We start from the raw sequence: 21,187 nt of genomic DNA, 5'->3' as shown, positions 1-21,187 counted from the left end.
CCCGGCAGGGGGTCTGGGGGCTTGGCCCCCAGAAAAAAGACGATGATTCGCAATAGGTGAGTGCGTTCCGCTCACATAGTTATCCCGCGAATCGAGTGGGCCTAGGAGGACTTGAACCTCCGACCTCTTCATTATCAGTGAAGCGCTCTAACCGCCTGAGCTATAGGCCCTCGATCAACTGTCGCCCCTCGGGGCGACGAGGAGAACCTTACAGGATCGTCCTCGCCGCTCCCAAATCGGGGGTCATTCACGCTCGGAGAGCGTCAACTCCAAGCCACCGGCCAGATCCGCGGACACGTTGTAGACGAACGCGCCGACGGTCGCGAGGGCCGTGAAGAGCACGATGTTGACCGCGCCGATGATCGCCGAGACGCCGAACACGCGGCCGGCACTGATCAGCGGTTCGCCCGGCTCGTTGGCCTGGAGCAGGTCGTTCGCGGTGCTGTTGATCTTGTCCCAGACGCCCATGCCGTGCAGGACGCCGTACAGCACGCCGACCGCCACGAGCCAGACGAAGAACAGCGCGACGCCCAGCACCAGGGCGAGCTTGAGCACCGACCACGGGTCGACGCGCTTCACCTGCAGCGAGGCGCGGCGCGGGCCGCGGCCGGGGCGACGGGCCGACGGGGTGGCCGCGGCGGGACGGCTGCCGCCGTTGCCGAGGTTCACCGACGTGCGGCTGCTGCCCAGGCCCACCGGCACGGCCGAGCCCGTGACCACGGGCTTCTGCACCTTGACGGTGTCCGGGTCGGTCGACGGGAAGGCGGGCTCCGAAGGCGACGCGGACGGGACGGGCGGCGCGGCCGGAGCCACGTGCGCCTCGGCCGTGTCCTGCTCGGCTGCCTCAGTGTCGTTCGTCACGCGCTGCCAGGGCGGCGGCGTCGAGACGACGACGGGCTCGTCGGCCGCGGGTGGGGGCGTCGGAGCCGGGGTGTCGATCGACACCGTCTTCTGCTCGGCCGCAGCCGGAGCAGCTGCGGCAGGCGCGGCCTTCTCGACCTTCTCGGTCTTCTTCTCGGCAGCGGGGGTCTCGGCAGGTGCGGCGGATGCGGCGGCCTCGGCCGCCTTCTCCGCCGCCACCGGCTTGGTCTTGTCCCCACCCGAGGAACCAGAGGCCGCCGGCGCGGCCGAGTCGGCCTTGTCCGCAGAACTCTGCGGAGTCGGCTTGGTGATCACCGCGGTCTTGTCCGCGTCCCGACCTTCGCGGTTCTCGGGTGGAGTCACGAGCTTGTCCTTGACCTCTCGCTAACGATTCCGGCTACTCGGCCGAGTCGGTGGGGGTGGCTGCCTGGTCGGCGGCAGAGTCCTCCGCGACAGACGTCTCACCGTTAGTGACGTCGCTGGGCTCGTCCGCGTTGCGTGCGACGGCGATCAAAGTGGTGCTCTCGCCGAGGTTCATCAGCCGCACGCCCTTCGTCTGCCGTCCCGCCTTGCGCACCTGCTCGGCACGGGTCCTGATGACCCCGCCGCTCGAGGTGATGGCGTAGAGCTCGTCGTCGACGTCGACGATGAGCGCGCCCACCAGCCTGCCACGTCGCCGGTCGTGCTGAATGGTCAGCACACCCTTGCCGCCACGGCCCTGAACCGGGTAGTCCTCGATCGGCGTTCGCTTCGAGTACCCACCGTCCGTCGCGACCAAAACGAACAGGCCCTCCTGGACGACGCCCACGGAGAGCAGCTCGTCGTCGGCGTTGAACCGCATGCCCTGCACACCTGACGTGGCACGTCCCATCGGGCGCAGCACGTCGTCGGTCGCGTGGAAGCGGATCGACTGGCCGTCGGCGGACACCATGAGGAGGTCGTCGTCGGCCGAGCAGAGCACCGCTCCGACCAGCTCGTCGTCCTCGCGCAGGTTGATGCCGATAAGACCACCCGATCGGTTGGAGTCGAAGTCGGAGAGCTTCGACTTCTTCACCAGACCCTTCCGGGTGGCGAGCACGAGGTACGGCGACACCTCGTAGTTCTTGATCTGGATGACCTGCGCGATCTCCTCCTCCGGCTGGAACGCGAGGAGGTTCGCGACGTGCTGCCCGCGGGCGTTGCGGTTCGCCTCAGGCAGCTCGTACGCCTTCGTGCGGTACACACGGCCCTTGTTCGTGAAGAACAGGATCCAGTCGTGCGTCGAGCACACGAAGAAGTGGGCGACGATGTCGTCCTGCTTGAGCTGTGCGCCCTGCACGCCCTTGCCGCCGCGCTTCTGCGCCCGGTAGAGGTCGGTCTTGGTGCGCTTCGCGTAGCCGGTGCGCGTGATCGTGACGACCACGTCCTCGACCGCGATCAGGTCCTCCATGGACACGTCGCCGTCGAACGGGATGATCTTCGTGCGGCGGTCGTCGCCGAACTTGTCCACGATCGCCGTGAGCTCGTCGCGCACGATCTTGCGCTGCCGCTCCGGCTTCTCGAGGATGTCCTTGAGGTCCGCGATCTCCAGCTCGATCTCGGCCAACTGGTCGATGATCTTCTGGCGCTCGAGGGCGGCCAGGCGGCGGAGCTGCATCTCCAGGATCGCGTTGGCCTGGATCTCGTCGACGTCGAGGAGCTCCATCAGGCCGGTGCGCGCGATGTCCGGCGTCTCGGACCGGCGGATCAACGCGATCACCGCGTCGAGCTGGTCGAGCGCCTTCACCAAGCCGCGCAAGATGTGCGCGCGCTCTTCGGCCTTGCGCAGACGGAACCGCGTCCGCCGCACGATGACCTCGATCTGGTGCTTCACGTAGTGGCGGATCATCTGGTCGATCCGCAGCGTGCGCGGCACACCGTCGACCAGCGCCAGCATGTTGACGCCGAACGAGTACTGCAGCTGGGTGTGCTTGTAGAGGTTGTTCAGCACGACCTTCGCCACCGCGTCGCGCTTGAGCGTGATCACGATGCGCATGCCGATGCGGCGGTTGGACTCGTCGGCGATGTTCGCGATGCCGGTCAGCTTGGCGTCACGCACCAGCGACGCGATGTTCTCGACCAGGTTGTCGGGGTTCACCTGGTACGGCAGCTCGGTGACGACGAGGATCGTGCGGCCCTTGGCGTCCTCGTCCACCTCGACGACCGCGCGCATCCGGACCGAGCCGCGGCCGGTGCGGTACGCGTCCTCGATGCCGGAGGTGCCGAGGATCTGGCCGTACGTCGGGAAGTCCGGGCCCTTGATCCGGGCGATCATCGCCTCGAGGGTCTCCTCGTCGGAGGCCTCGAAGTTGTCCAGCGCCCACACCACGCCTTCCGCGACCTCGCGGAGGTTGTGCGGCGGGATGTTGGTGGCCATGCCGACCGCGATGCCGGAGCTGCCGTTGATCAGCAGGTTCGGCACGCGCGACGGCAGGACCGTCGGCTCCTGGATGCGGCCGTCGTAGTTGTCGCGGAAGTCGACGGTCTCTTCCTCGATGTCCTGCAGCATGTGCATGGCCAACGGGGAGAGCCGGCACTCCGTGTACCGCATGGCGGCGGCGGGGTCGTTGCCCACCGAGCCGAAGTTGCCCTGACCGTCGATCAACGGGTAGCGCAGGGCCCACGGCTGGGCGAGACGCACCAATGCGTCGTAGATCGCCGAGTCACCGTGCGGGTGGTAGTTGCCCATCACGTCGCCGACGACGCGCGCGCACTTGTTGTAGCCGCGGTCGGGACGGAAACCGGAGTCGAACATCGAGTACAGCACTCGCACGTGCACGGGCTTCAACCCGTCGCGCACGTCCGGCAGCGCGCGACCCACGATGACGGACATCGCGTAGTTGATGTACGAGTTCTGCATCTCCTGCTGGATCTCGACCGGCTCGATGCGGTCGTGGTCCGGCGGCAGAGTCGTCTCGCTCACTGTTCTTCTTCCTTACTCGCCAGAAACGCCAGGATGCCCAGAACGAAGACCGGACTCAGATGTCCAGGAACTTGATGCTCTTGGCGTTGCGGGTGATGAACGAGCGGCGTGCCTCGACGTCCTCGCCCATGAGCACGCTGAACAGCTCGTCGGCGGTGGCCGCGTCGTCCATGGTGACCTGCCGCAGGATCCGGTTCGCCGGGTCCATCGTGGTCTCCCACAGCTCCTCGGCGTTCATCTCACCGAGACCCTTGTACCGCTGGATGTTGTCTTCCTTGCCGAGCTTCTTGCCCGACGCGATGCCGTCCTTGATCACGGCGTCGCGCTCGCGGTCGGAGTACGCGTACTCCGGCTCGGTCCGCTGCCACTTGATCTTGTAGAGCGGCGGCTGCGCGAGGTACACGTGGTTGTGCTCGATGAGCGGCTGCATGAAGCGGAACAGCAGCGTCAGCAGCAGCGTGCGGATGTGCTGGCCGTCGACGTCGGCGTCGGCCATCAGCACGATCTTGTGGTAGCGCAGCTTCGAGAGGTCGAACTCGTCGTGGATGCCGGTGCCGAGCGCCGTGATCAGCGACTGGACCTCGGTGTTCTTCAGGACGCGGTCGATGCGCGCCTTCTCGACGTTGATGATCTTGCCGCGGATCGGCAGGATCGCCTGGTACATCGAGTCGCGCCCCTCCTTGGCCGATCCACCGGCGGAGTCACCCTCGACGATGTAGAGCTCGCAACGCTCCGGCTCGGTCGAGCGGCAGTCCTTCAGCTTGCCCGGCAGGCCGCCGATGTCCAGCGCGCCCTTGCGGCGCACCAGCTCACGGGCCTTGCGCGCGGCGATGCGGGCCTGCGCCGACGACACCGACTTCGTGACGATGGTCTTCGCCTCGTTGGGGTGGCGCTCGAACCAGTCCGCCAGGTGCTCGTTCGTCGACTTCTGCACGAACGACTTGGCCTCGCTGTTGCCCAGCTTGGTCTTCGTCTGGCCCTCGAACTGGGGCTCCTTCAACTTCACCGAGATGATCGCGGCGAGACCCTCGCGGATGTCGTCACCGGTGAGGTTGGCGTCCTTCTCCTTGAGCAGCTTCTTCTCGCGCGCGTACTCGTTGACGACACGCGTCAACGCGGCGCGGAAGCCCTCTTCGTGCGTGCCGCCCTCGTGCGTGTTGATCGTGTTCGCGAACGTGTAGACCGAGGCGGTGTAGCCCGTGTTCCACTGCATCGCGACCTCGACCTGGAGGTCGTCGCCCTGCGCCTCGAAGCCGATGACCTTCTGGTGCACGGCGTCACGCGTGTGGTTGATGTGGCGGACGAAGTCCTCCAGACCACCCGGGTAGTGGTAGACGCGTTCCTTCACCGCGGCCTTGTGGCCCTCGGCGTCGGCTTCCTCGTCCTCCTCCGAGACCCGCTCGTCGCGCAGGACGATGGTGATGCCCTTGTTGAGGAACGCCATCTCCTGCAGGCGGCGCGCGATCGTCTCGACGTTGTACTCGGTGGTCTCGAAGATGTCGGGGTCCGCCCAGAACGTGACGGTGGTGCCCGTCTCGTCGGTCGGCTCGCCCTGGCGCAGCTCGTGCGCGGGCTTCGAGTTCTCGTAGCGCTGGGTCCACACGTACCCCTGGCGCTTGATCTCCACCTCGACGGCGGTGGACAGCGCGTTCACCACGGAGATGCCGACGCCGTGCAGACCGCCGGACACCGCGTAGGAGTCGCTGTCGAACTTGCCGCCCGCGTGCAGCACGGTCAGCACGACCTCGACGGTGGGCCTGCCCTCGACCGGGTGCACGTCGATGGGGATGCCACGACCGTCGTCGATCACCCGGACTCCGCCGTTGGCCAGCAGGGTGACGTCGACAGTCGTCGCGAAGCCGGCCATCGCCTCGTCGACCGAGTTGTCCACAACCTCCTGGACCAGGTGGTGCAGACCGCGCTCGCCGGTCGAGCCGATGTACATGCCCGGCCTCTTGCGCACTGCCTCGAGGCCTTCGAGGACGGTGATCGAGGACGCGCCGTACTCATTCTTCTTAGCTGACACGGGCCTGGAGTCTCCTCGCTGATGCGGCAGAGCCGCACGGTGATGGGTGACGCTCCCCGTGATTCTACCGGGCCACCCCGACAGAAAGGGGTCAAGGACACCTTTGATTCGGTCACAGAGAGCCTCACGAGGCTCAAGACGGGTCAGGACGGCTGAAACGGGGGTTCAAATCCGCAGGTGAACGCTCATTGCGCCACAGAACGGCCGCTGAGCCCTTGACAGAGTCTCACCCGTAGGTGTCACGCGGACCGCGCCCAGGAACGTGCCTGGGGCCGTGTCGCCAGTTCGGAGCGTCCGGGCCCTTGATCTTGAGCCGTTTCACGACGCCGTGGCCGACGCCCGCGGCGATCCGCTTGAGCAGGTCGCGCTGCAGAAGGCGCAGCTGAGTGGCCCACGCCGTCGACGACGCCTGGACCGTCAGTTCCCCGTCACTGAGCGCGATCGGTTTCGCGTGCTCGGCGACGTCCTCACCTACTAATTTTGCCCAACGGCCGAAGACCTGACCACCCTGGAGTTGCTCGACCCAGCCGCGGTCGGCGGCGACCCTCGACGCGATCCGCCCGATCGGCTGAGGGTCGCGGTCGTCGGGACCGGGCCCTGACCAGCGACGCCGGCGGCGGTTGACCGGACGGCCCTTCGACTTGCTGCCCGGCACCCGGCCGCGGGCCTTCGCACTCGCCTTCGCGGCTTCGAGGGCAGCCCGTGCAAGGTCGGAACCCTTCAGTGACTCACCCTCAGGTGTGAATGAACCTGTGGACAAGTCCGGATTTGTGACGGAGTTATCCACACCATCCACAGACTTGTCCCCAGATGTGTGGGCGGACACACCCGATCGAGCTACATCTTGGGGATCTGAGTTAGACACGCCGGACCTCCCCGCCATTCACCTCGAACCGGGCACCGCTCAGCTCGTCCGGCACGTCCTCCGCCACCGCCGCGGTGATCAGCACCTGCTCGGCGGCGGCCGCCACCTTGGCCAGCTGCTGTCGCCGGCCGCGGTCGAGCTCCGCGAAGACATCGTCCAGCACGAGCACCGGTTCGATGCCGTCGACACGCATCAGTTCGTACCCGCCGAGCCTCAGCGCGAGCGCGAACGACCATGACTCTCCGTGACTGGCGTACCCCTTCGCGGGAAGTTCGCCGAGCGTGAGGTCGAGGTCGTCGCGGTGCGGGCCGACGAGGCACACGCCGCGTTCGATCTCCTGCCGCCGAACCCGGTCGAGCTCGGCGAGCAACAGGTCCTCGATGCTCTCCCTGTCCTCCGGCAGTTCGCCGACGCTCGACCTGTACGAGATCAGCGCCGGCCGCGACTCCGGAGCGACCTCCGCGTACGCCGAGGTCACGTGGCCCGCCATGTCGCGGACCAGCTTCATCCGCGCGGCCAGGAGCTCCGCGCCGTGCTTCGCGAGATGCCCGTCCCAGACGTCGAGCGTCGACAGGTCCGCCGATCGAGAATGCTTCACCGTCTTCAACAACGCGCTGCGCTGCTTGAGGACACGGTCGTAGTCGCTGCGAACACCGGCGAACCGGGGCGCGCGCAACACGAGCATCTCGTCGAGGAACCGCCGCCTGTCGCTCGGATCGCCTCTCACGAGAGAGAGGTCTTCCGGTGCGAACAACACGGTGCGCAGGATTCCGAGCACGTCGCGCGGACGCGGCACCGGACCGCGGTTGATCCGCGCCCGGTTCGCCTTGCCCGCCGTGATCTCGAGCTCCACGAGCAGCTCGCGGTCTTCGTTGACCACGGCCGCCCGCACGACGGCGCGCTGGGCGCCGTGCCGGATCAGCGGCGCGTCGGTGGCGACGCGGTGCGAACCCAGCGTCGCCACGTACCCGATCGCCTCGACCAGGTTCGTCTTGCCCTGACCGTTGCGCCCGACGAGCACCGAGACGCCGGGTTCGAACGCCAGGTCGGCGAGTTCCCACGAGCGGAAGTCGCTGACCTGGAGGTGTCTGACGTGCACCCGCTAGCCCTGGGTGCTGCCCGAACCGGACGACGGACCCGCGAGGTGCACCGAGTGGCCACCGAACTGGTTGCGCAGCGCGGCGACGGCGCGCATCGCCGGCGAGTCCTCCTGCCGGGAGGTGAACCGGGCGAAGAGCGCGGCGGAGATCACCGGCAGCGGCACCGCGTTGTTGATGCCCTCCTCGACGGTCCACCGGCCCTCGCCGGAGTCCTCGACGTACCCGCGCAGGTCGTCGAGCTCGGGGTCGGACTCCAGAGCGCGCACCAGCAGGTCGAGAAGCCACGACCGCACAACGGTTCCGCGCTGCCAGGCCGAGATCACCGCGGGCACGTTGTCCACGACGTCGGTCTTGTCGAGCAGCTCGAAGCCCTCGGCGTACGCCTGCATCAGGCCGTACTCGATGCCGTTGTGCACCATCTTCGAGTAGTGGCCGGCACCGACCTTGCCCGCGTGCGCGAAGCCTTCCTCGCGCGGACCCTCCGGACGCAGCGCGTCGAAGATCGGCATCGCCTGCTCGACGTGAGCCGCGTCGCCACCGACCATCAGCGCGTAGCCGTTGTCGAGACCCCACACGCCACCGGACACGCCGGCGTCGAGGTAACCGATCTCCTTCTCCGCCAACAGGTCCGCGTGGATCCTGTCGTCGGTGAACTTCGAGTTGCCGCCGTCGATCACGAGGTCGCCGGGCTCGAGCAGCTCGGACAGTTCCTTCACCGTGTTCCGGGTGATGTCACCCGCGGGCACCATGACCCACACCACGCGCGGCGCTTCGAGCTTGGAAACCATGTCCGCCAACGACTCCGAGTCGCTGACCTCCGGGTTGCGGTCGTAGCCGATCACCTCGTGACCGGCACGACGCACCCGCTCGCGCATGTTGAAACCCATCTTGCCGAGGCCGACGAGTCCGAGCTGCACGGTGTTCTCCCCTAAACGTTTCTCGTTACCCGGTAAGGGTTTTAGCCGGGCAGGCGAACGGGCATCAGGAGGTACAGGTAGCCCGGCGCCACGTTTCCATCCTCGTCCACCGGCTTGAGGAGCGCCGGTCGGCTGGGTGTGGTGAAGGACAAGTGGACGCGGGGCGTGCGAACCGCTCCAAGACCGTCGAGGAGGTAACCGGGGTTGAACGCGATCGTGACCGCGTCGCCGGTGTACTCGACCGGAAGCTCTTCCTCGGCCGAACCCTCGTCGTCGCCACCGGCGGACAGGCGCAGGCCGCCGTCCACGAACTCGAGGCGCACCTGGGTGCCGCGCTCGGCGACGAGCGAGACGCGCTTGATCGCCTGGACGAGCGTGTCGACCTCGATGATCGCGGCGGCCGAGTGCTCGGTCGGCAGCAGCTGGCGGTACTTCGGGAAGTCGGCGTCGAGCAGACGGGTCGTCGTGCGCTTGCCGGAACCGGACAGGCCGAGCAGACCGTCGTTCGCCGCGAGGGACATCTCGACCTTGCCGCCGGACGAGCCGAGCGTCTTGGCCGCGTCGCCGAGCGTGCGGGCGGGAACGAGGACCGCGACCTCGCCGAGGGAAGCGTCCGGCTCCCACGGGAACTCGCGCATCGCGAGGCGGAACCGGTCCGTGGCGACGAGGGTCAGCTTGCCCTCGCCGATCTCGACGCGCACACCGGTGAGCATCGGGAGCGTGTCGTCCTTGCCTGCCGCGACGGCGACTTGGCCGACGGCCTCACCGAAGACCTCGCCGGGGAGCTCACCGATCAGCTGCGGCATCGACGGCAGCGCCGGGTAGTCCTCGACCGGCATCGTCGGGAGGCTGAACCTCGCGCTGCCACAGCTGATCATCATGCGAGCGCCGTCGACCGCGATCTCGACCGGGTGGTTCGGCAGCGCCTTGGTGATGTCGGCGAGCAGACGCCCGGAGACCAGGGCGCGGCCTCCGTCGGCGATCGTCGCGGGGACGCCGACCTGAGCGGAGACCTCGTAGTCGAAGCCGGAGACCGTCAGCGAGTCGTCCGACTCCGCGTCGAGCAGCACGCCGCCCAGCACGGGAACCGGCGGACGGGACGGAAGGCTGCGGGCGACCCAGGCGACAGCGTCGGCCAGGCCGTCGCGTTCGACGCGGATCTTCATGAGGCGTCCTTTCCTCGACAGTCGACAAGCCCAACCACAGCAACGTGCCAGTGGGGGTTAGGGAGCCTCGACCCTCGGCTGACCCGAGGTGCGGAGCAACCACGTTAGAGCGTCCTGGCCCTTCCCGTCACTTCGGGGTTCGGGCACCGATCCCCGGGAGCTGTCCCCCGCTGTTTTGCTTTGAAGTTCTTCCTGGAAAAGATCCAACAGCAGTAACAGTAAGGGCTGTGGATTGTGGGGACAGGCGTTGAACGCCCAGGTCAAGAGGTCACCCACCATGTGGACTAAGGGGGGATGGCACCCGGGGACAGATCGGCGCACCCGGGGACAGCCAGTTGTGCACACCTCTCGATCCACAGATCGTCCACAGTTGTCCCCGGGTGCGTCCCCGGGTGCGGGGCAGTTGTACCCGGGTGTTCAACAGGCTTCTGTGGCCAGATCGTGGCCGGGGCCACAGACTTTTCCAGTTGTCCCCACCCCTTCGAGTGCTGGGGGTGAACAGAAACCCTCGCCGCGTGGCCGGGCACCCCTCGACTCCACCCGGGTCCGAGCGCGCGCGTACGGCTCGTGCGGCTCCATGTACTCGTGCTTCCCGGGTGCGCTGGACCTCACGCGGGGCCCTTTCGTGCGCTTGTACCGCACGCGGGGACCCCGCGTACCTTCCCCGCGTGCGCGGGAATGTGCTGCGTGCAACGAAAAGGGGCCCTCCGTCGTGGAGGACCCCTCGTGTGTACCCGGGTGGGATCAGGGAGCGTGGCGGGCGCGCTGCTTGATCCGGGACGTCAGTTCCTGCACCTGGTCGTAGATCCGCCGGCGCTCCGCCATCTCCTTGCGGATCTTCTTGTCGGCGTGCATGACCGTCGTGTGGTCGCGGCCGCCGAACGTCTGACCGATCTTCGGCAGCGACAGGTCCGTCAGCTCGCGGCAGAGGTACATGGAGATCTGCCGCGCCTGTGCGAGCGCCTTCGTCTTGCCAGGGCCGCAGAGGTCGTCGATCGAGACGCCGAAGAACTCGGCGGTGACCGCCATGATCGTCGGCGCGGTGATCTCCGGCGCGTGCGAGTCGGGGATGAGGTCGCGCAGCACGATCTCGGCGAGCTGGATGTCGACCGGCTGGCGGTTGAGCGACGCGAACGCCGTGACGCGGATGAGCGCGCCCTCGAGCTCGCGGATGTTCCGCTCGATCCGGGAAGCGATGAACTCCAGCACGTCGGCCGGTGCCGCGAGCCGGTCCTGCGCCGCCTTCTTGCGGAGGATCGCGATCCGGGTCTCGAGCTCCGGCGGCTGGATGTCCGTGATCAGACCCCACTCGAACCGCGTGCGCAGGCGGTCTTCCAGCGTCTCCAGCCGCTTGGGCGGCCGGTCGCTCGACACCACGATCTGCTTGTTCGTGTTGTGGAGCGTGTTGAACGTGTGGAAGAACTCCTCCTGCGTACCTTCCTTGCCCTCCAGGAACTGGATGTCGTCGACGAGAAGAACGTCGATGTCCCGGTAGCGGCGCTGGAAGGCGACCTTGCGGTCGTCGCGCAGCGAGTTGATGAAGTCGTTCGTGAACTCCTCGGTCGACACGTACCGCACGCGCATACCGGGGAACAGTCGCTGGGCGTAGTGCCCGACGGCGTGCAGCAGGTGCGTCTTGCCGAGGCCGCTCTCACCCCAGATGAAGAGCGGGTTGTAGGCACGGGCGGGCGCTTCGGCCACCGCGACCGCGGCGGCGTGCGCGAACCTGTTCGACGCGCCGATGACGAACGTGTCGAAGTTGTACTTCTCGTTCAGCCGGGTCTGCGACGGCGACGGGTTCGCGGGCCGCGTGTACGGGAGGTTCCCGTTCGGCGTCGCGCCACCCGCGGTGTTGAACGTCGGCCAGATCTCGGTGACGGCGGCGAGCGCGTCGCCGGCTTCGTCGACCTCGTCCGAGTCGGACCCGTCGGTGTCGGCGTTCGCGGCGGCGACCTCATCCACGAGGACGGGCGTGTCGCCATTGGGGATGCTCGGGACGGGCGGCACCGCCTGCACCGGGATCGGCTTGGTCGGCGGGCTCACGGGTTCCGGCGAGTCGACCTTCACCGCGAGGGAGACCGTGCGGCCGAGCCGGCGGGACAGCGCATCGGTGATCGGGTCGCGCAGTGCGCGTTCGATCGCCTCTTTCGCGAAGTCGCTGGGGGCCGCGAGCAGGGCCGTTCCGTCCAGCAGACCGATCGGACGGGTGACCCTCATCCACGCGCGTTGCTGAGGGGACAGGTGGCTCGTGGCGAGCTCCTGCACCACCTCGGCCCACACGAGACCAAGGTCGACCTGCTGGTTCGACACCTCCGCGCTCCCCTCCCCTCCGCCGGAGTCCAAGACTCCACATGTGGACACGGAGAATAGAGGCATCCACAGAGTTATCCACAACTGTGCACTAAACGGTGCGTTGTGGCGCCGGTACGGTGGCGGCTCCCTCGCCAGCTCCGGCATGCGCGAGGGAAGAACGGTAACAAGGCCCGGCACGCCTCACAAGACGTGGCATCGGCCACCCCGATTTGGTCGCCGCACCCGGGCATGCGTACCCTCGTACGAGTCTCCCGCTTGCGACGGGCGCCTTTCGCGCGCCTACGTCCACTGCCGTCGGGGACGACCACACAGGCTTTGTCAGCAGTGAAGCACCGGGAGACCGACCGTGAGCAAGGGTAAGCGCACCTTCCAGCCCAACAACCGCCGCCGCGCGAAGACGCACGGCTTCCGGCTGCGCATGCGGACCCGCGCCGGCCGCGCCATTCTGGCCGCGCGCCGCAGCAAGGGCCGTGCCACTCTGTCCGCCTGACAGCGGCTGGTAAGCGCAGCGTCGTCGTGCTCCCACCGGCCGCCCGGCTCACCCGCAGCCAGGACTTCGGCCTGGTGGTCCGCCGAGGCCGCCGCGCCGGACGACCCCGGTTGGTCGTCCACGTCTTGAAGCCCGACGTGCCCACCTTGGATTCGTCCAAGGTGGGCTTCGTCGTGAGCAAGGCAGTTGGCAACTCGGTGGTCCGCCACCGGGTGTACCGGCGCCTTCGTCACGTCGTCCGCCCGTTCCTGGCAGAGATGCCGCCAGGAACTCTTGTGGTCGTCCGTGCGTTGGCCCCAGCAGCAGAGGCGTCGAGCCGAGATCTCGCCGCCGACTTCTCCTCCGCGCTGCGTTCAATCATGGGCAAGGTGCTGCGATGACCACGTTGCCCGCGAAGGTCGCGCTGCTGCCGGTGCACTTCTACCGGCGGTTCATCTCTCCGCTGCTGCCGCCGACCTGTCGCTTCTACCCGAGCTGCAGCGCGTACGCCGTGGAAGCCCTGACCGTCCACGGTGCGTTGCGAGGAACCTGGCTGACCATCCGCCGGTTGCTGCGCTGCGGACCCTGGCACCCTGGAGGCCTGGACCCCGTTCCGCCCAAGCGGCAGGTCCCCGACGTATCCACCGAGGAGTAGCTCCGTGCTCAACTTCATCTACTACCCGGTGTCCTTCATCTTGTGGTGTTGGCACTGGGTGTTCGGCAAGGTCTTCGGTGAGTCGAGCGGCTTCGCCTGGGCGCTGGCCGTCATCTTCCTGGTCTTCACCCTCCGCGCCATCCTCTTCAAGCCGTTCGTCGGCCAGGTGCGCTCCATGCGAAAGATGCAGGAGTTCGCGCCGGAGATGCAGAAGATCAAGAAGAAGTTCCCGAACGATCGCCAGCGCCAGGCGCAGGAGATGCAGAAGCTCCAGTCGGAGCACGGCGTGAACCCGCTCGGCGGCTGCCTGCCGATGCTGGTGCAGATCCCGGTGTTCATCGGTCTGTTCCACGTGCTGCGCTCGTTCAAGCCCGGCTGGGGCGAGGTCTACTTCTTCGACAAGCAGGGCGTCGACTCGTTCGTCAACGCCAAGCTCTTCGGCACCAACCTCTCGACGTTCATCACGATGCCGGCCGACCAGCTGGCCCAGTACGGCACCGAGCGTCTGAACGTCATCCTGCTGTCCGTGCCGCTGATGATCGTGGCGTCCATCGCGACGCACTTCACGGCCCGCCACTCGGTCGCCCGCCAGAACCAGGCCGCGCTGGACAACCCGCAGACGGCCATCATGAACAAGCTGACGCTCTGGATCTTCCCGCTGGGCGTTCTCGCCGGTGGCTTCTTCTTCCCCGTCGCGATCCTGCTGTACTGGCTGTCCAACAACGCGTGGACCCTCGGCCAGCAGCACATCGTGTACAAGCGCATCGACGCCGAGGAAGAAGAGAAGAAGACCGCTGTCGTCGAGACCCGCCAGGCCCTCGCCCCGAAGCCGGGCGCGAAGCCGGTGAACCCGAAGAAGCCCGCGCAGGGCGCGAAGCCCGCCAACGGCGCCAAGCGCATGCCGACCGCGGGCCCCGGCGGCTCCGGTTCGTCCGACGCGAGCAGCAGCGACAACACCGAGATTCCCGGCCTGATCCAAGGCCGATCCACCAGCAAGAAGCCGGGCAGCAAGAAGCGCCGCTGATTTCGGGCGTTGCCCCGGAGAGGAGACATCGTGTCGGAGACCTTGCAGGCGACCGACGACGTGGAGGCGTCGTCGCCGGCTGAGGCCGAGGCCGAGCCGCAGTCGCAGAGCAAGACCGAAGACCTGCTCGTCCAGGAAGGCGACATCGCGGGCGACTACCTCGAGCGCCTGCTGGACCTGCTCGACTACGACGGCGACATCGACCTGGACGTCGAGAGCGGCCGCGCCGTGGTCAGCATCGACGGCGGCGAGGACCTGTCCAAGCTCGTGGGTCCCCGCGGCAACGTCCTCGAATCGCTCCAGGAGCTCACCCGCCTGGCCGTGCAGCAGGAGACGGGCGTCCGCTCCCGCCTGATGCTGGACATCGCCCAGTGGCGTGCGGGCCGCCGCGCCGAACTGGCCGAGCTCGGCCGTTCGACCGCCGAGAAGGTGCTCGCGTCGGGTGAGCGGGCGCGCCTGCACCCGATGACGCCGTTCGAGCGCAAGGTCGTCCACGACGCCGTCGCGGCGGTCGCGGGCGTGCACAGCGAGAGCGAGGGTGAGGAGCCGCAGCGGCGGGTCATCATCTTCCCCAAGCCCTGACGGCTGACTGCCTCACCTCACGGCCCCTGGTTCCGGTTGGAACCAGGGGCCGTTTGCTTTGCGGGGTGGAGGAGAGTTCGGGTGCCGTGGGGGCGCGGCCTTGGCTGTCGTCGTTGGGCGGTGGGTGGTCTGGTGGCGATCGGCCTGTCCTCGGGCCGGGCGCGGGCGCACGTGCCGCGTCTCTGCCGACGGCGGGTCCGCCCTCGCGGGCGAGCAGCAGGCGACGGTTCCGTTAATCGCCGAACTGACACGGCGCTCACTGTTCCACGTGAAACAGACTCGCCCGAGACTCCCGCCACGAGGCCACTCCCGCTGCTCCCCGGTTCCCGGCACAGGGAGCAGCGAGCCGTTGAGATCAGCCGCCACGCCTCCCCCGACTCGGCCCTCTGTCGAAGCGCACGGACTGAAGTCCGGCGGCGGCAACCATCCGTTCCTCGTCGACGTGGTCGCACCCCACCCGTTCGTCGTCGGTCTGTGCCGACACCAAGACGTCGACGTCGAGCCGTAGGGGGTCGCGCAACTCGGCTTCCAGGAACACACCGCCTGCCGGTGAGTCGTCGTCGAGACGTCCCTGGACCCCGATGCGAGACCGCGTAGACGGTTGGACGCAACTTTCCCCCAAGTTTCACGTGAAACGGCGCTCAGGATTTGGCGGAGCACACCGTCGATCCGTCATGATGGTCTCCTGGCATTCGCCAGCTTTTCCACCGGCCGCCGGCACGCCGCCGCCGCGTGGTTTCACGTGAAACGCTCACGGACGGAGAACATGGCCGGGGAGTTGCCCGACAACGCGAAGCTCGTCTTCGGTGAGCACGTTGACCGTGCCGCCGAGTTCGTCAGGCTCCTGGAGGAGCACGGCGTCGAGCGTGGACTCATCGGTCCCCGCGAGGTCGAGAAGATTTGGGATCGGCACGTGCTCAACTCGGCGGTGATCGAGGAGCTGTTCCAGCGGAACGAGCGCGTGGTCGACGTAGGCTCTGGCGCGGGGCTGCCGGGTGTGCCGCTGGCCATCGCGCGGCCCGATCTGAGGATCACGCTCCTGGAGCCGATGGCGCGCCGTGTCGCCTGGCTCGAGGAGGTCAAGGAACGCCTCGGGCTCGACAACGTGACGGTCGTCCGCGGCCGAGCGGAAGAAGGGCCGATCCGAGCGCAGCTGAAGAACTGCGACGTGGTGACCGCGCGGGCGGTGGCGCCGCTGGAGAAGCTGGCGAAGTGGTGCCTTCCGCTTCTCAAGGGTGGCGGCCGGATGGTGGCGCTCAAGGGCGAGCGCGCGCAGGAAGAGTTGGATCGCGACGGGCTCGCCGTGGAACGCGCTGGGGGCGTCAACGGGAAGGTCGTCGTCGTAGGAGCGGATGTACTTGAGGTGCCGACGACGGTTCTGATCGTCGAGCGCCAGACGAGGAGGGATCGGTGAGCGTGTACCCGGAGTTCCAAGCAGCCGATGTTCCACGTGAAACCGAGCCCAAGTCGAAGCCCAAGCCGAAGCCGACCAACAACGGAGATGACAGCGCCGTGGTGTGGACCCCGATTGCAGAAGAGGCGGCTCGTGCGGCAAGCGTGCTGCACCCCGACGAGTCACTGCTCCCCCGCCCGGCTCACCGCCGGGTGATCACCGTCGCCAACCAGAAGGGCGGCGTGGGCAAGACGACGAGCACGGTGAACCTCGCCGCGGCACTGGCGATCCACGGGCTCAAGGTGCTCGTGATCGACCTCGACCCGCAGGGCAACGCCAGCACGGCGCTCGCGGTCGAACACCGCAGCGGCACGCCGAGCGTCTACGAGGTGCTGATCGGTGAGATCTCCATCGCCGAGGCCGCTCAGGTCAGCCCGACGTCTCCGAACCTCTACTGCGTGCCCGCGACGATCGACCTCGCCGGCGCCGAGATCGAGCTCGTGTCGATGGTGGCCCGCGAGTCGCGGCTCAAGGAAGCCCTCTCCCCCGAGGCGCTCGACCAGCTGCAGCCTGACTACGTCTTCATCGACTGCCCGCCGAGCCTCGGCCTGCTGACCGTCAACGCGATGGTCGCCGCCCAGGAGGTGCTCATCCCGATCCAGTGCGAGTACTACGCGCTGGAGGGTCTGAGCCAGCTGCTGCGCAACATCGAGCTCGTGCAGCAGCACCTCAACCCGGATCTCGCGATCTCCACGATCCTGCTCACGATGTACGACGGCCGCACGAAGCTCGCCGACCAGGTGACGAGCGAGGTTCGCGGTCACTTCGGCGACGTCGCCCTCAAGACGGTGATTCCGCGCAGCGTGAAGGTCTCCGAGGCGCCAGGATTCGGGCAGACGGTGTTGACGTACGACCCGGGCTCGCGCGGGTCGATGAGCTACCTCGACGCCGCCAAGGAGATCGCCGTGCGTGGGGCCAAGGAGGAGGGCGCATGACGGAGCAGCGCAAGGGCGGACTCGGGCGCGGCCTGGCCGCGTTGATTCCCCAGGGTCCTCCGCCCGGTGCGCCCAGCACCATCCGGCCCGCGGCGGCCGGCAACGGGGCGGCTGCGGCGGCCAAGGCTCAGCCGATCGGTGAGGTCGCCGGTGCGGTCTACCGGGAGATCGCGGTCACCGCGATCAAGACCAACCCCAAGCAGCCGCGCCAGGTGTTCGACCAGGACGCGATCGACGAGCTGTCGTTCTCCATCAAGGAGTTCGGGCTCATGCAGCCGATCGTGGTCCGCGAGCTCGGGGGCGACTCCTACGAGCTCGTCATGGGCGAGCGCCGGTGGCGGGCGACCCAGCAGGCCGGGCTCAAGACCATCCCGGCGATCGTGCGGCAGACCGCCGACGACGTGATGCTGCGTGACGCGTTGCTGGAGAACATCCACCGCGTCCAGCTCAACCCGCTCGAAGAGGCGGCGGCCTACCAGCAGCTGCTGGAGGAGTTCGGCGTAACGCACGAGGAGCTCGCGGACCGCATCGGCCGCAGCCGTCCCGTCGTCACGAACACCATCCGGCTGCTGAAGCTCCCCCTCCCCGTTCAGCGACGGGTGGCGGCGGGCGTGCTCAGCGCGGGTCACGCTCGCGCGCTGCTCGGTCTCGACGACGCCGGCGCGCAGGAAGACCTCGCGGCACGGATCGTCGCCGAGGGCATGTCGGTCCGCGCGACCGAGGAAGCGGTGACGCTCGCCAAGAACGAGAAGCCCAGGAAGGAGAAGGCCGCTCCGCGCAAGCAGTTGCACGCGCCCGGTCTGCAGGAGCTCGCCGAGCGCCTCTCGGACAACTTCGACACCCGCGTGAAGGTCGAACTCGGGCAGCGGAAGGGCCGGATCGTCGTCGAATTCGGGTCAGTTGACGATCTTGAACGCATCGTTGGACTGATCAGCCCGAATACGACAATTCGGACATCGGAGTAGGCCCATAGGATCACCCACGGGCCTTATGTCACGGTGACGATGACGCCCCGCAGCCGCAAGGCTACGGGGCGTCACCTATTTTGATCAGCCGACGTAGATCTTCGTGAGCGTCTGGAAACCAGTGGGAATGACCTCGCCGGGGCTGAAGAAGCGCCGGGTGGTCATGCCCGCTGGATCCGTGGTCTCGACCCAGCCGTTGTTGCGGCCCGCCTCGACACTCGACGAGCGCGGGAGCGCGACGGCGAGCGTGCCGACGCCGCCATAGCAGTTGGTCCGTGCCGCGCCGGACCCATCGGTCCAATGAATCTTCACTGCCGTGCTCCCAGCCGAGCAGTCGGTCTGCTCGGTCGCGAGTGCCGGCGTGGCCATACCGATCGTCATCGCCGCTGCGGCGACGAGCGTGAGCATGCGCAAGTTGTTCCCCCTAGATCGGTCCCCCTTCAAGACCAGCTTGGCAGCGCGACCACCCCACCGCATCGGCTTTCCGTGCCAAACAAAAAGCGCGGCACCGTCACGCTCGGTGCCGCGCTCTTCGGGACGAACTCAACGAGCGACAGCGCGCTCGATCAACCCGGCGTAGATCTCGCCCAGCGACTGACCGGCCGCCTCGACGGCCATCGGCAGAAGCGACGTCTCGGTCAGCCCCGGCGACACGTTCACTTCGAGGAAGTAGACGGTGCCGCCCTCGGCCACCACGGCGTCGGTCCGCGACACGTCCCGCAGCCCGAGCAACCGGTGCGCCGCCACCGCGAGCTCGCCGACCGCCTTGGCCGACGCGGCGTCCAGCCGGGCCGGTGCGTGGAAGTCGGTCAGGCCGGCGGTGTACCGAGCGGTGTAGTCGTACACGCCGCTCTCCGGCACGATCTCGACCGCGGGCAGGGCCGTCGGGCCGTCCTCGCCGTCGATCACCGTCACCGCCACCTCCACGCCGGAGATGAACTGCTCGGCCAGCACGGTGTCGCCGTACGCCAGGCAGCCGACCATCGCGGGCGGCAGTTCCGCGGCGTCCCGGACGACCTGAGCGCCCAGAGCGGACCCGCCCTGGTCCGGCTTCAGCATCAACGGCAGCCCCAGCGTCGAGACCATCGCGTCGAGCACCGGCTTGGCACCCAGCTCCCGGAACGTCGCGTGCGGCAGGACGATCCACTCCGGCGTCGCGAGCCCGGCGCGGGCGAGCTCGGCCTTGGCGGTCGGCTTGTCCCACGCCCGGCGGCACGCCCGCGAGTCGGTGCCCACGTACGGGACGCCGAGCATCTCGAGGATCGCCTGCACCGAACCGTTCTCGCCCTCGCCGCCGTGCAGAGCGACGACGACGGCATCCGGCCGGTGGTCGCGCAGGCGCGTCAGCAACGAGGCGTCGGCGTCCCACTCCTCCACCGTCACGCCCACCGACCGCAGGGCAGCCGACAGGCGGCGGCCGGAGCGGATCGAGACCTCGCGTTCGTGGGAAAGCCCACCGGACAGCACAGCGACCATGCGGTCAGCCACAGCAAAACTCCAAGGATCAGGCGGTGTCGGGCGACGGGGTCTGCGGACCGGACAGCTGGCGGCCCGGCGTCGCCCCGAACGTCGCGTGCAGCTGCATCTCTTCCTCGATGACGTTCGCCAGGCGGCGGACGCCCTCGCGGATGCGTTCCGGGGTCGGGTAGCAGTACGAGATCCGCAACTGGCGGGATCCGAACCCGTCCGCGTAGAAACCGGTGCCGGACGCGTACGCCACGCGGGCCGTCACGGCACGGGGAAGCATCGCCTTCGTGTCGATGCCCTCGGGCACCGTCACCCAGACGTAGAAGCCGCCGTTCGGAATGTTCCACGTGGAACCTTGCGGCATGTGCTGCTCCAGAGCCGACACCGCCGCGTCCCGGCGTTCCCGATACGCCTCGCGGTAGGTCTTGATCTGGCCCTTCCAGTCCTGGGTCGACAGGTAGCGGGACACGATCATCTGGTTCAGCGTCGGCGGGCACAGCGTGGCCGACTCGGCCGCCAGCACCAGCTTCTCGCGCACGGCGTGCGGCGCCAGCACCCAGCCGACCCGCAGACCGGCGGCGAACGTCTTCGAGAACGACCCCAGGTACACGACGTTGTCCGGGTCCATCGACCGCAGCGCCGGGTAGGTCTGCCCGTCGAACCCGAGCAGCCCGTACGGGTTGTCCTCCACGACCAGGACGCCGTACGAGCGGCAGATCTCCAGGATCTCGGCCCGCCGCGACACCGCCAGCGTCACGCCGGCCGGGTTGTGGAAGTTCGGGATCGTGTAGAGGAACTTGACCCGCTGACCAGCGCGTTTGCAGGCCTCCAGCGCCTCTCGCAGCAGCGACGGCACGAGCCCGTCAGCGTCCATCGCGACGTGCGCGACGTTCGCCTGGTACGCGGTGAACGACCCGAGAGCGCCCACGTAGGAGGGACCTTCGGCGATCACCACGTCACCGGGGTCGCAGAAGATCCGGGTGACCATGTCGAGGCCCATCTGCGAGCCGACGGTCACCACCACGTCGTCCGGGTGGCCGTTGATGCCTTCCATCGCCATGACGTCGCAGATCTGCTCGCGCAGCAACGGAACACCGTGCGCCGAGCCGTACTGCAGGGCCACCAGGCCCTCGGTGGCGACGAGCTGGCCGATCTCCTCCGACAGCGAGTCCATCGGCAGCGCGGCCAGGTGCGGCATGCCGCCGGCCAGCGACACGACCTCAGGACGGGACGCGACTGCGAAGAGTGCCCGGATCTCCGATGCCGTCATCCCTGCCGTGCGCGCTGCGTAGCGGCGGAGGTGGGGGTCGAGGCTTCTGGGGCCCTGCTTCGCGGGCTGTCCGGGCATCGTCATGAGGGACTCCTGAATGGGAAATGTCCCGAGCGAGTGTAACCGTCGTCCCGTTCAGGGCACGTACCTTCCGGGTTCCGTCACATTCGCCTACCCT

General features: G+C 67.9%; 19 protein-coding genes and 1 tRNA gene. 8 read left to right on the top strand and 12 right to left on the bottom strand.

The window, feature by feature from the left end; translation table 11 throughout:
• Nucleotides 1–96: 96 nt before the first annotated feature.
• The 9 genes from ACFOWZ_RS14540 to dnaA form a co-directional block, all read right to left on the bottom strand.
• Nucleotides 97–170: transfer RNA gene (locus ACFOWZ_RS14540), tRNA-Ile, on the bottom strand.
• Nucleotides 171–243: 73 nt separating this feature from the next.
• Nucleotides 244–1,224 carry a DUF3566 domain-containing protein gene (locus ACFOWZ_RS14535; protein WP_382372477.1) on the bottom strand — a complete coding sequence of 327 codons (981 nt, stop codon included), beginning with the start codon at nt 1,222–1,224 and terminating at the stop codon, nt 244–246.
• A 34-nt stretch (nt 1,225–1,258) separates the two neighbouring features.
• Nucleotides 1,259–3,802 (bottom strand): DNA gyrase subunit A, encoded by a 2,544-nt coding sequence (gene gyrA, locus ACFOWZ_RS14530; protein WP_382372475.1) that lies wholly within the window; start codon nt 3,800–3,802, stop codon nt 1,259–1,261.
• A gap of 55 nt (nt 3,803–3,857) precedes the next feature.
• On the bottom strand, nt 3,858–5,828 hold the full coding sequence (gene gyrB / locus ACFOWZ_RS14525) for a DNA topoisomerase (ATP-hydrolyzing) subunit B (protein WP_382372473.1): 1,971 nt from the start codon (nt 5,826–5,828) through the stop codon (nt 3,858–3,860).
• Between the two features lie 226 nt (nt 5,829–6,054).
• A complete protein-coding gene (locus ACFOWZ_RS14520; RefSeq protein ID WP_035909137.1) occupies nt 6,055–6,588 on the bottom strand; it encodes a DciA family protein in 534 nt (177 codons plus the stop codon).
• 97 nt (nt 6,589–6,685) lie between these two features.
• A complete protein-coding gene (gene recF / locus ACFOWZ_RS14515) occupies nt 6,686–7,792 on the bottom strand; it encodes a DNA replication/repair protein RecF (protein WP_382372470.1) in 1,107 nt (368 codons plus the stop codon).
• Nucleotides 7,793–7,795: 3 nt separating this feature from the next.
• Nucleotides 7,796–8,710, bottom strand: a complete 915-nt coding sequence (gene gnd, locus ACFOWZ_RS14510) for a phosphogluconate dehydrogenase (NAD(+)-dependent, decarboxylating) (protein ID WP_382372468.1) — start codon at nt 8,708–8,710, stop codon at nt 7,796–7,798.
• Between the two features lie 41 nt (nt 8,711–8,751).
• A complete protein-coding gene (gene dnaN / locus ACFOWZ_RS14505; RefSeq protein ID WP_030465617.1) occupies nt 8,752–9,876 on the bottom strand; it encodes a DNA polymerase III subunit beta in 1,125 nt (374 codons plus the stop codon).
• 744 nt (nt 9,877–10,620) lie between these two features.
• Nucleotides 10,621–12,186, bottom strand: a complete 1,566-nt coding sequence (gene dnaA / locus ACFOWZ_RS14500) for a chromosomal replication initiator protein DnaA (protein WP_382372466.1) — start codon at nt 12,184–12,186, stop codon at nt 10,621–10,623.
• A gap of 349 nt (nt 12,187–12,535) precedes the next feature.
• Here dnaA and rpmH point away from each other — a divergent pair, with 349 nt between their 5' ends.
• From rpmH to ACFOWZ_RS14460, 8 genes are all read left to right on the top strand, one after another.
• Nucleotides 12,536–12,679: a 50S ribosomal protein L34 gene (gene rpmH / locus ACFOWZ_RS14495; RefSeq protein ID WP_030465619.1), complete on the top strand. Its 144-nt coding sequence runs from the start codon at nt 12,536–12,538 to the stop codon at nt 12,677–12,679.
• Nucleotides 12,680–12,705: 26 nt separating this feature from the next.
• Complete coding sequence (gene rnpA / locus ACFOWZ_RS14490) at nt 12,706–13,059, top strand: ribonuclease P protein component (protein ID WP_382372463.1); 354 nt, start codon at nt 12,706–12,708, stop codon at nt 13,057–13,059.
• Complete coding sequence (gene yidD / locus ACFOWZ_RS14485) at nt 13,056–13,313, top strand: membrane protein insertion efficiency factor YidD (RefSeq protein WP_109630131.1); 258 nt, start codon at nt 13,056–13,058, stop codon at nt 13,311–13,313. The genes rnpA and yidD overlap by 4 nt, the downstream gene beginning before the upstream one ends.
• A 4-nt stretch (nt 13,314–13,317) precedes the next feature.
• Nucleotides 13,318–14,337, top strand: a complete 1,020-nt coding sequence (yidC, locus tag ACFOWZ_RS14480; protein ID WP_382372460.1) for a membrane protein insertase YidC — start codon at nt 13,318–13,320, stop codon at nt 14,335–14,337.
• A 30-nt stretch (nt 14,338–14,367) separates the two neighbouring features.
• A complete protein-coding gene (locus tag ACFOWZ_RS14475; RefSeq protein WP_030465623.1) occupies nt 14,368–14,919 on the top strand; it encodes a Jag family protein in 552 nt (183 codons plus the stop codon).
• A gap of 766 nt (nt 14,920–15,685) precedes the next feature.
• Nucleotides 15,686–16,333: a 16S rRNA (guanine(527)-N(7))-methyltransferase RsmG gene (rsmG, locus tag ACFOWZ_RS14470; RefSeq protein WP_382372698.1), complete on the top strand. Its 648-nt coding sequence runs from the start codon at nt 15,686–15,688 to the stop codon at nt 16,331–16,333.
• A gap of 98 nt (nt 16,334–16,431) precedes the next feature.
• Entirely contained in the window at nt 16,432–17,307 is an 876-nt protein-coding gene (locus tag ACFOWZ_RS14465; protein WP_382372696.1) for a ParA family protein, read from the top strand.
• The gene (locus tag ACFOWZ_RS14460) at nt 17,304–18,272 is read left to right on the top strand and encodes a ParB/RepB/Spo0J family partition protein (RefSeq protein ID WP_382372458.1); all 969 of its coding nucleotides are present in this window, start codon (nt 17,304–17,306) and stop codon (nt 18,270–18,272) included. The genes ACFOWZ_RS14465 and ACFOWZ_RS14460 overlap by 4 nt, the downstream gene beginning before the upstream one ends.
• Before the next feature lie 84 nt (nt 18,273–18,356).
• Here the strand turns inward: ACFOWZ_RS14460 and ACFOWZ_RS14455 are convergent, their stop codons facing one another.
• From ACFOWZ_RS14455 to ACFOWZ_RS14445, 3 genes are all read right to left on the bottom strand, one after another.
• On the bottom strand, nt 18,357–18,680 hold the full coding sequence (locus ACFOWZ_RS14455; RefSeq protein ID WP_382372456.1) for a hypothetical protein: 324 nt from the start codon (nt 18,678–18,680) through the stop codon (nt 18,357–18,359).
• 135 nt (nt 18,681–18,815) lie between these two features.
• The gene (locus ACFOWZ_RS14450) at nt 18,816–19,760 is read right to left on the bottom strand and encodes a D-alanine--D-alanine ligase family protein (RefSeq protein WP_382372454.1); all 945 of its coding nucleotides are present in this window, start codon (nt 19,758–19,760) and stop codon (nt 18,816–18,818) included.
• 16 nt (nt 19,761–19,776) lie between these two features.
• Entirely contained in the window at nt 19,777–21,093 is a 1,317-nt protein-coding gene (locus tag ACFOWZ_RS14445; protein WP_382372452.1) for an aminotransferase-like domain-containing protein, read from the bottom strand.
• Nucleotides 21,094–21,187: the final 94 nt, after the last annotated feature.

Origin of the sequence: Lentzea rhizosphaerae, assembly GCF_042649515.1 — a bacterium.
Classification (GTDB): Bacteria; Actinomycetota; Actinomycetes; order Mycobacteriales; family Pseudonocardiaceae; genus Lentzea; species Lentzea aerocolonigenes.
This window is presented reverse-complemented; position numbering and strand designations above follow the sequence as displayed.

Excerpts from the sequence above, each read along its gene's own strand:
- dnaN (WP_030465617.1), bottom strand. The coding sequence starts at position 9,876 with ATGAAGATCCGCGTCGAACGCGACGGCCTGGCCGACGCTGTCGCCTGG.
- yidD (WP_109630131.1), top strand. The coding sequence starts at position 13,056 with ATGACCACGTTGCCCGCGAAGGTCGCGCTGCTGCCGGTGCACTTCTAC.
- ACFOWZ_RS14445 (WP_382372452.1), bottom strand. The coding sequence starts at position 21,093 with ATGACGATGCCCGGACAGCCCGCGAAGCAGGGCCCCAGAAGCCTCGAC.
- ACFOWZ_RS14455 (WP_382372456.1), bottom strand. The coding sequence starts at position 18,680 with ATGCTCACGCTCGTCGCCGCAGCGGCGATGACGATCGGTATGGCCACG.
- rsmG (WP_382372698.1), top strand. The coding sequence starts at position 15,686 with ATGGCCGGGGAGTTGCCCGACAACGCGAAGCTCGTCTTCGGTGAGCAC.
- ACFOWZ_RS14460 (WP_382372458.1), top strand. The coding sequence starts at position 17,304 with ATGACGGAGCAGCGCAAGGGCGGACTCGGGCGCGGCCTGGCCGCGTTG.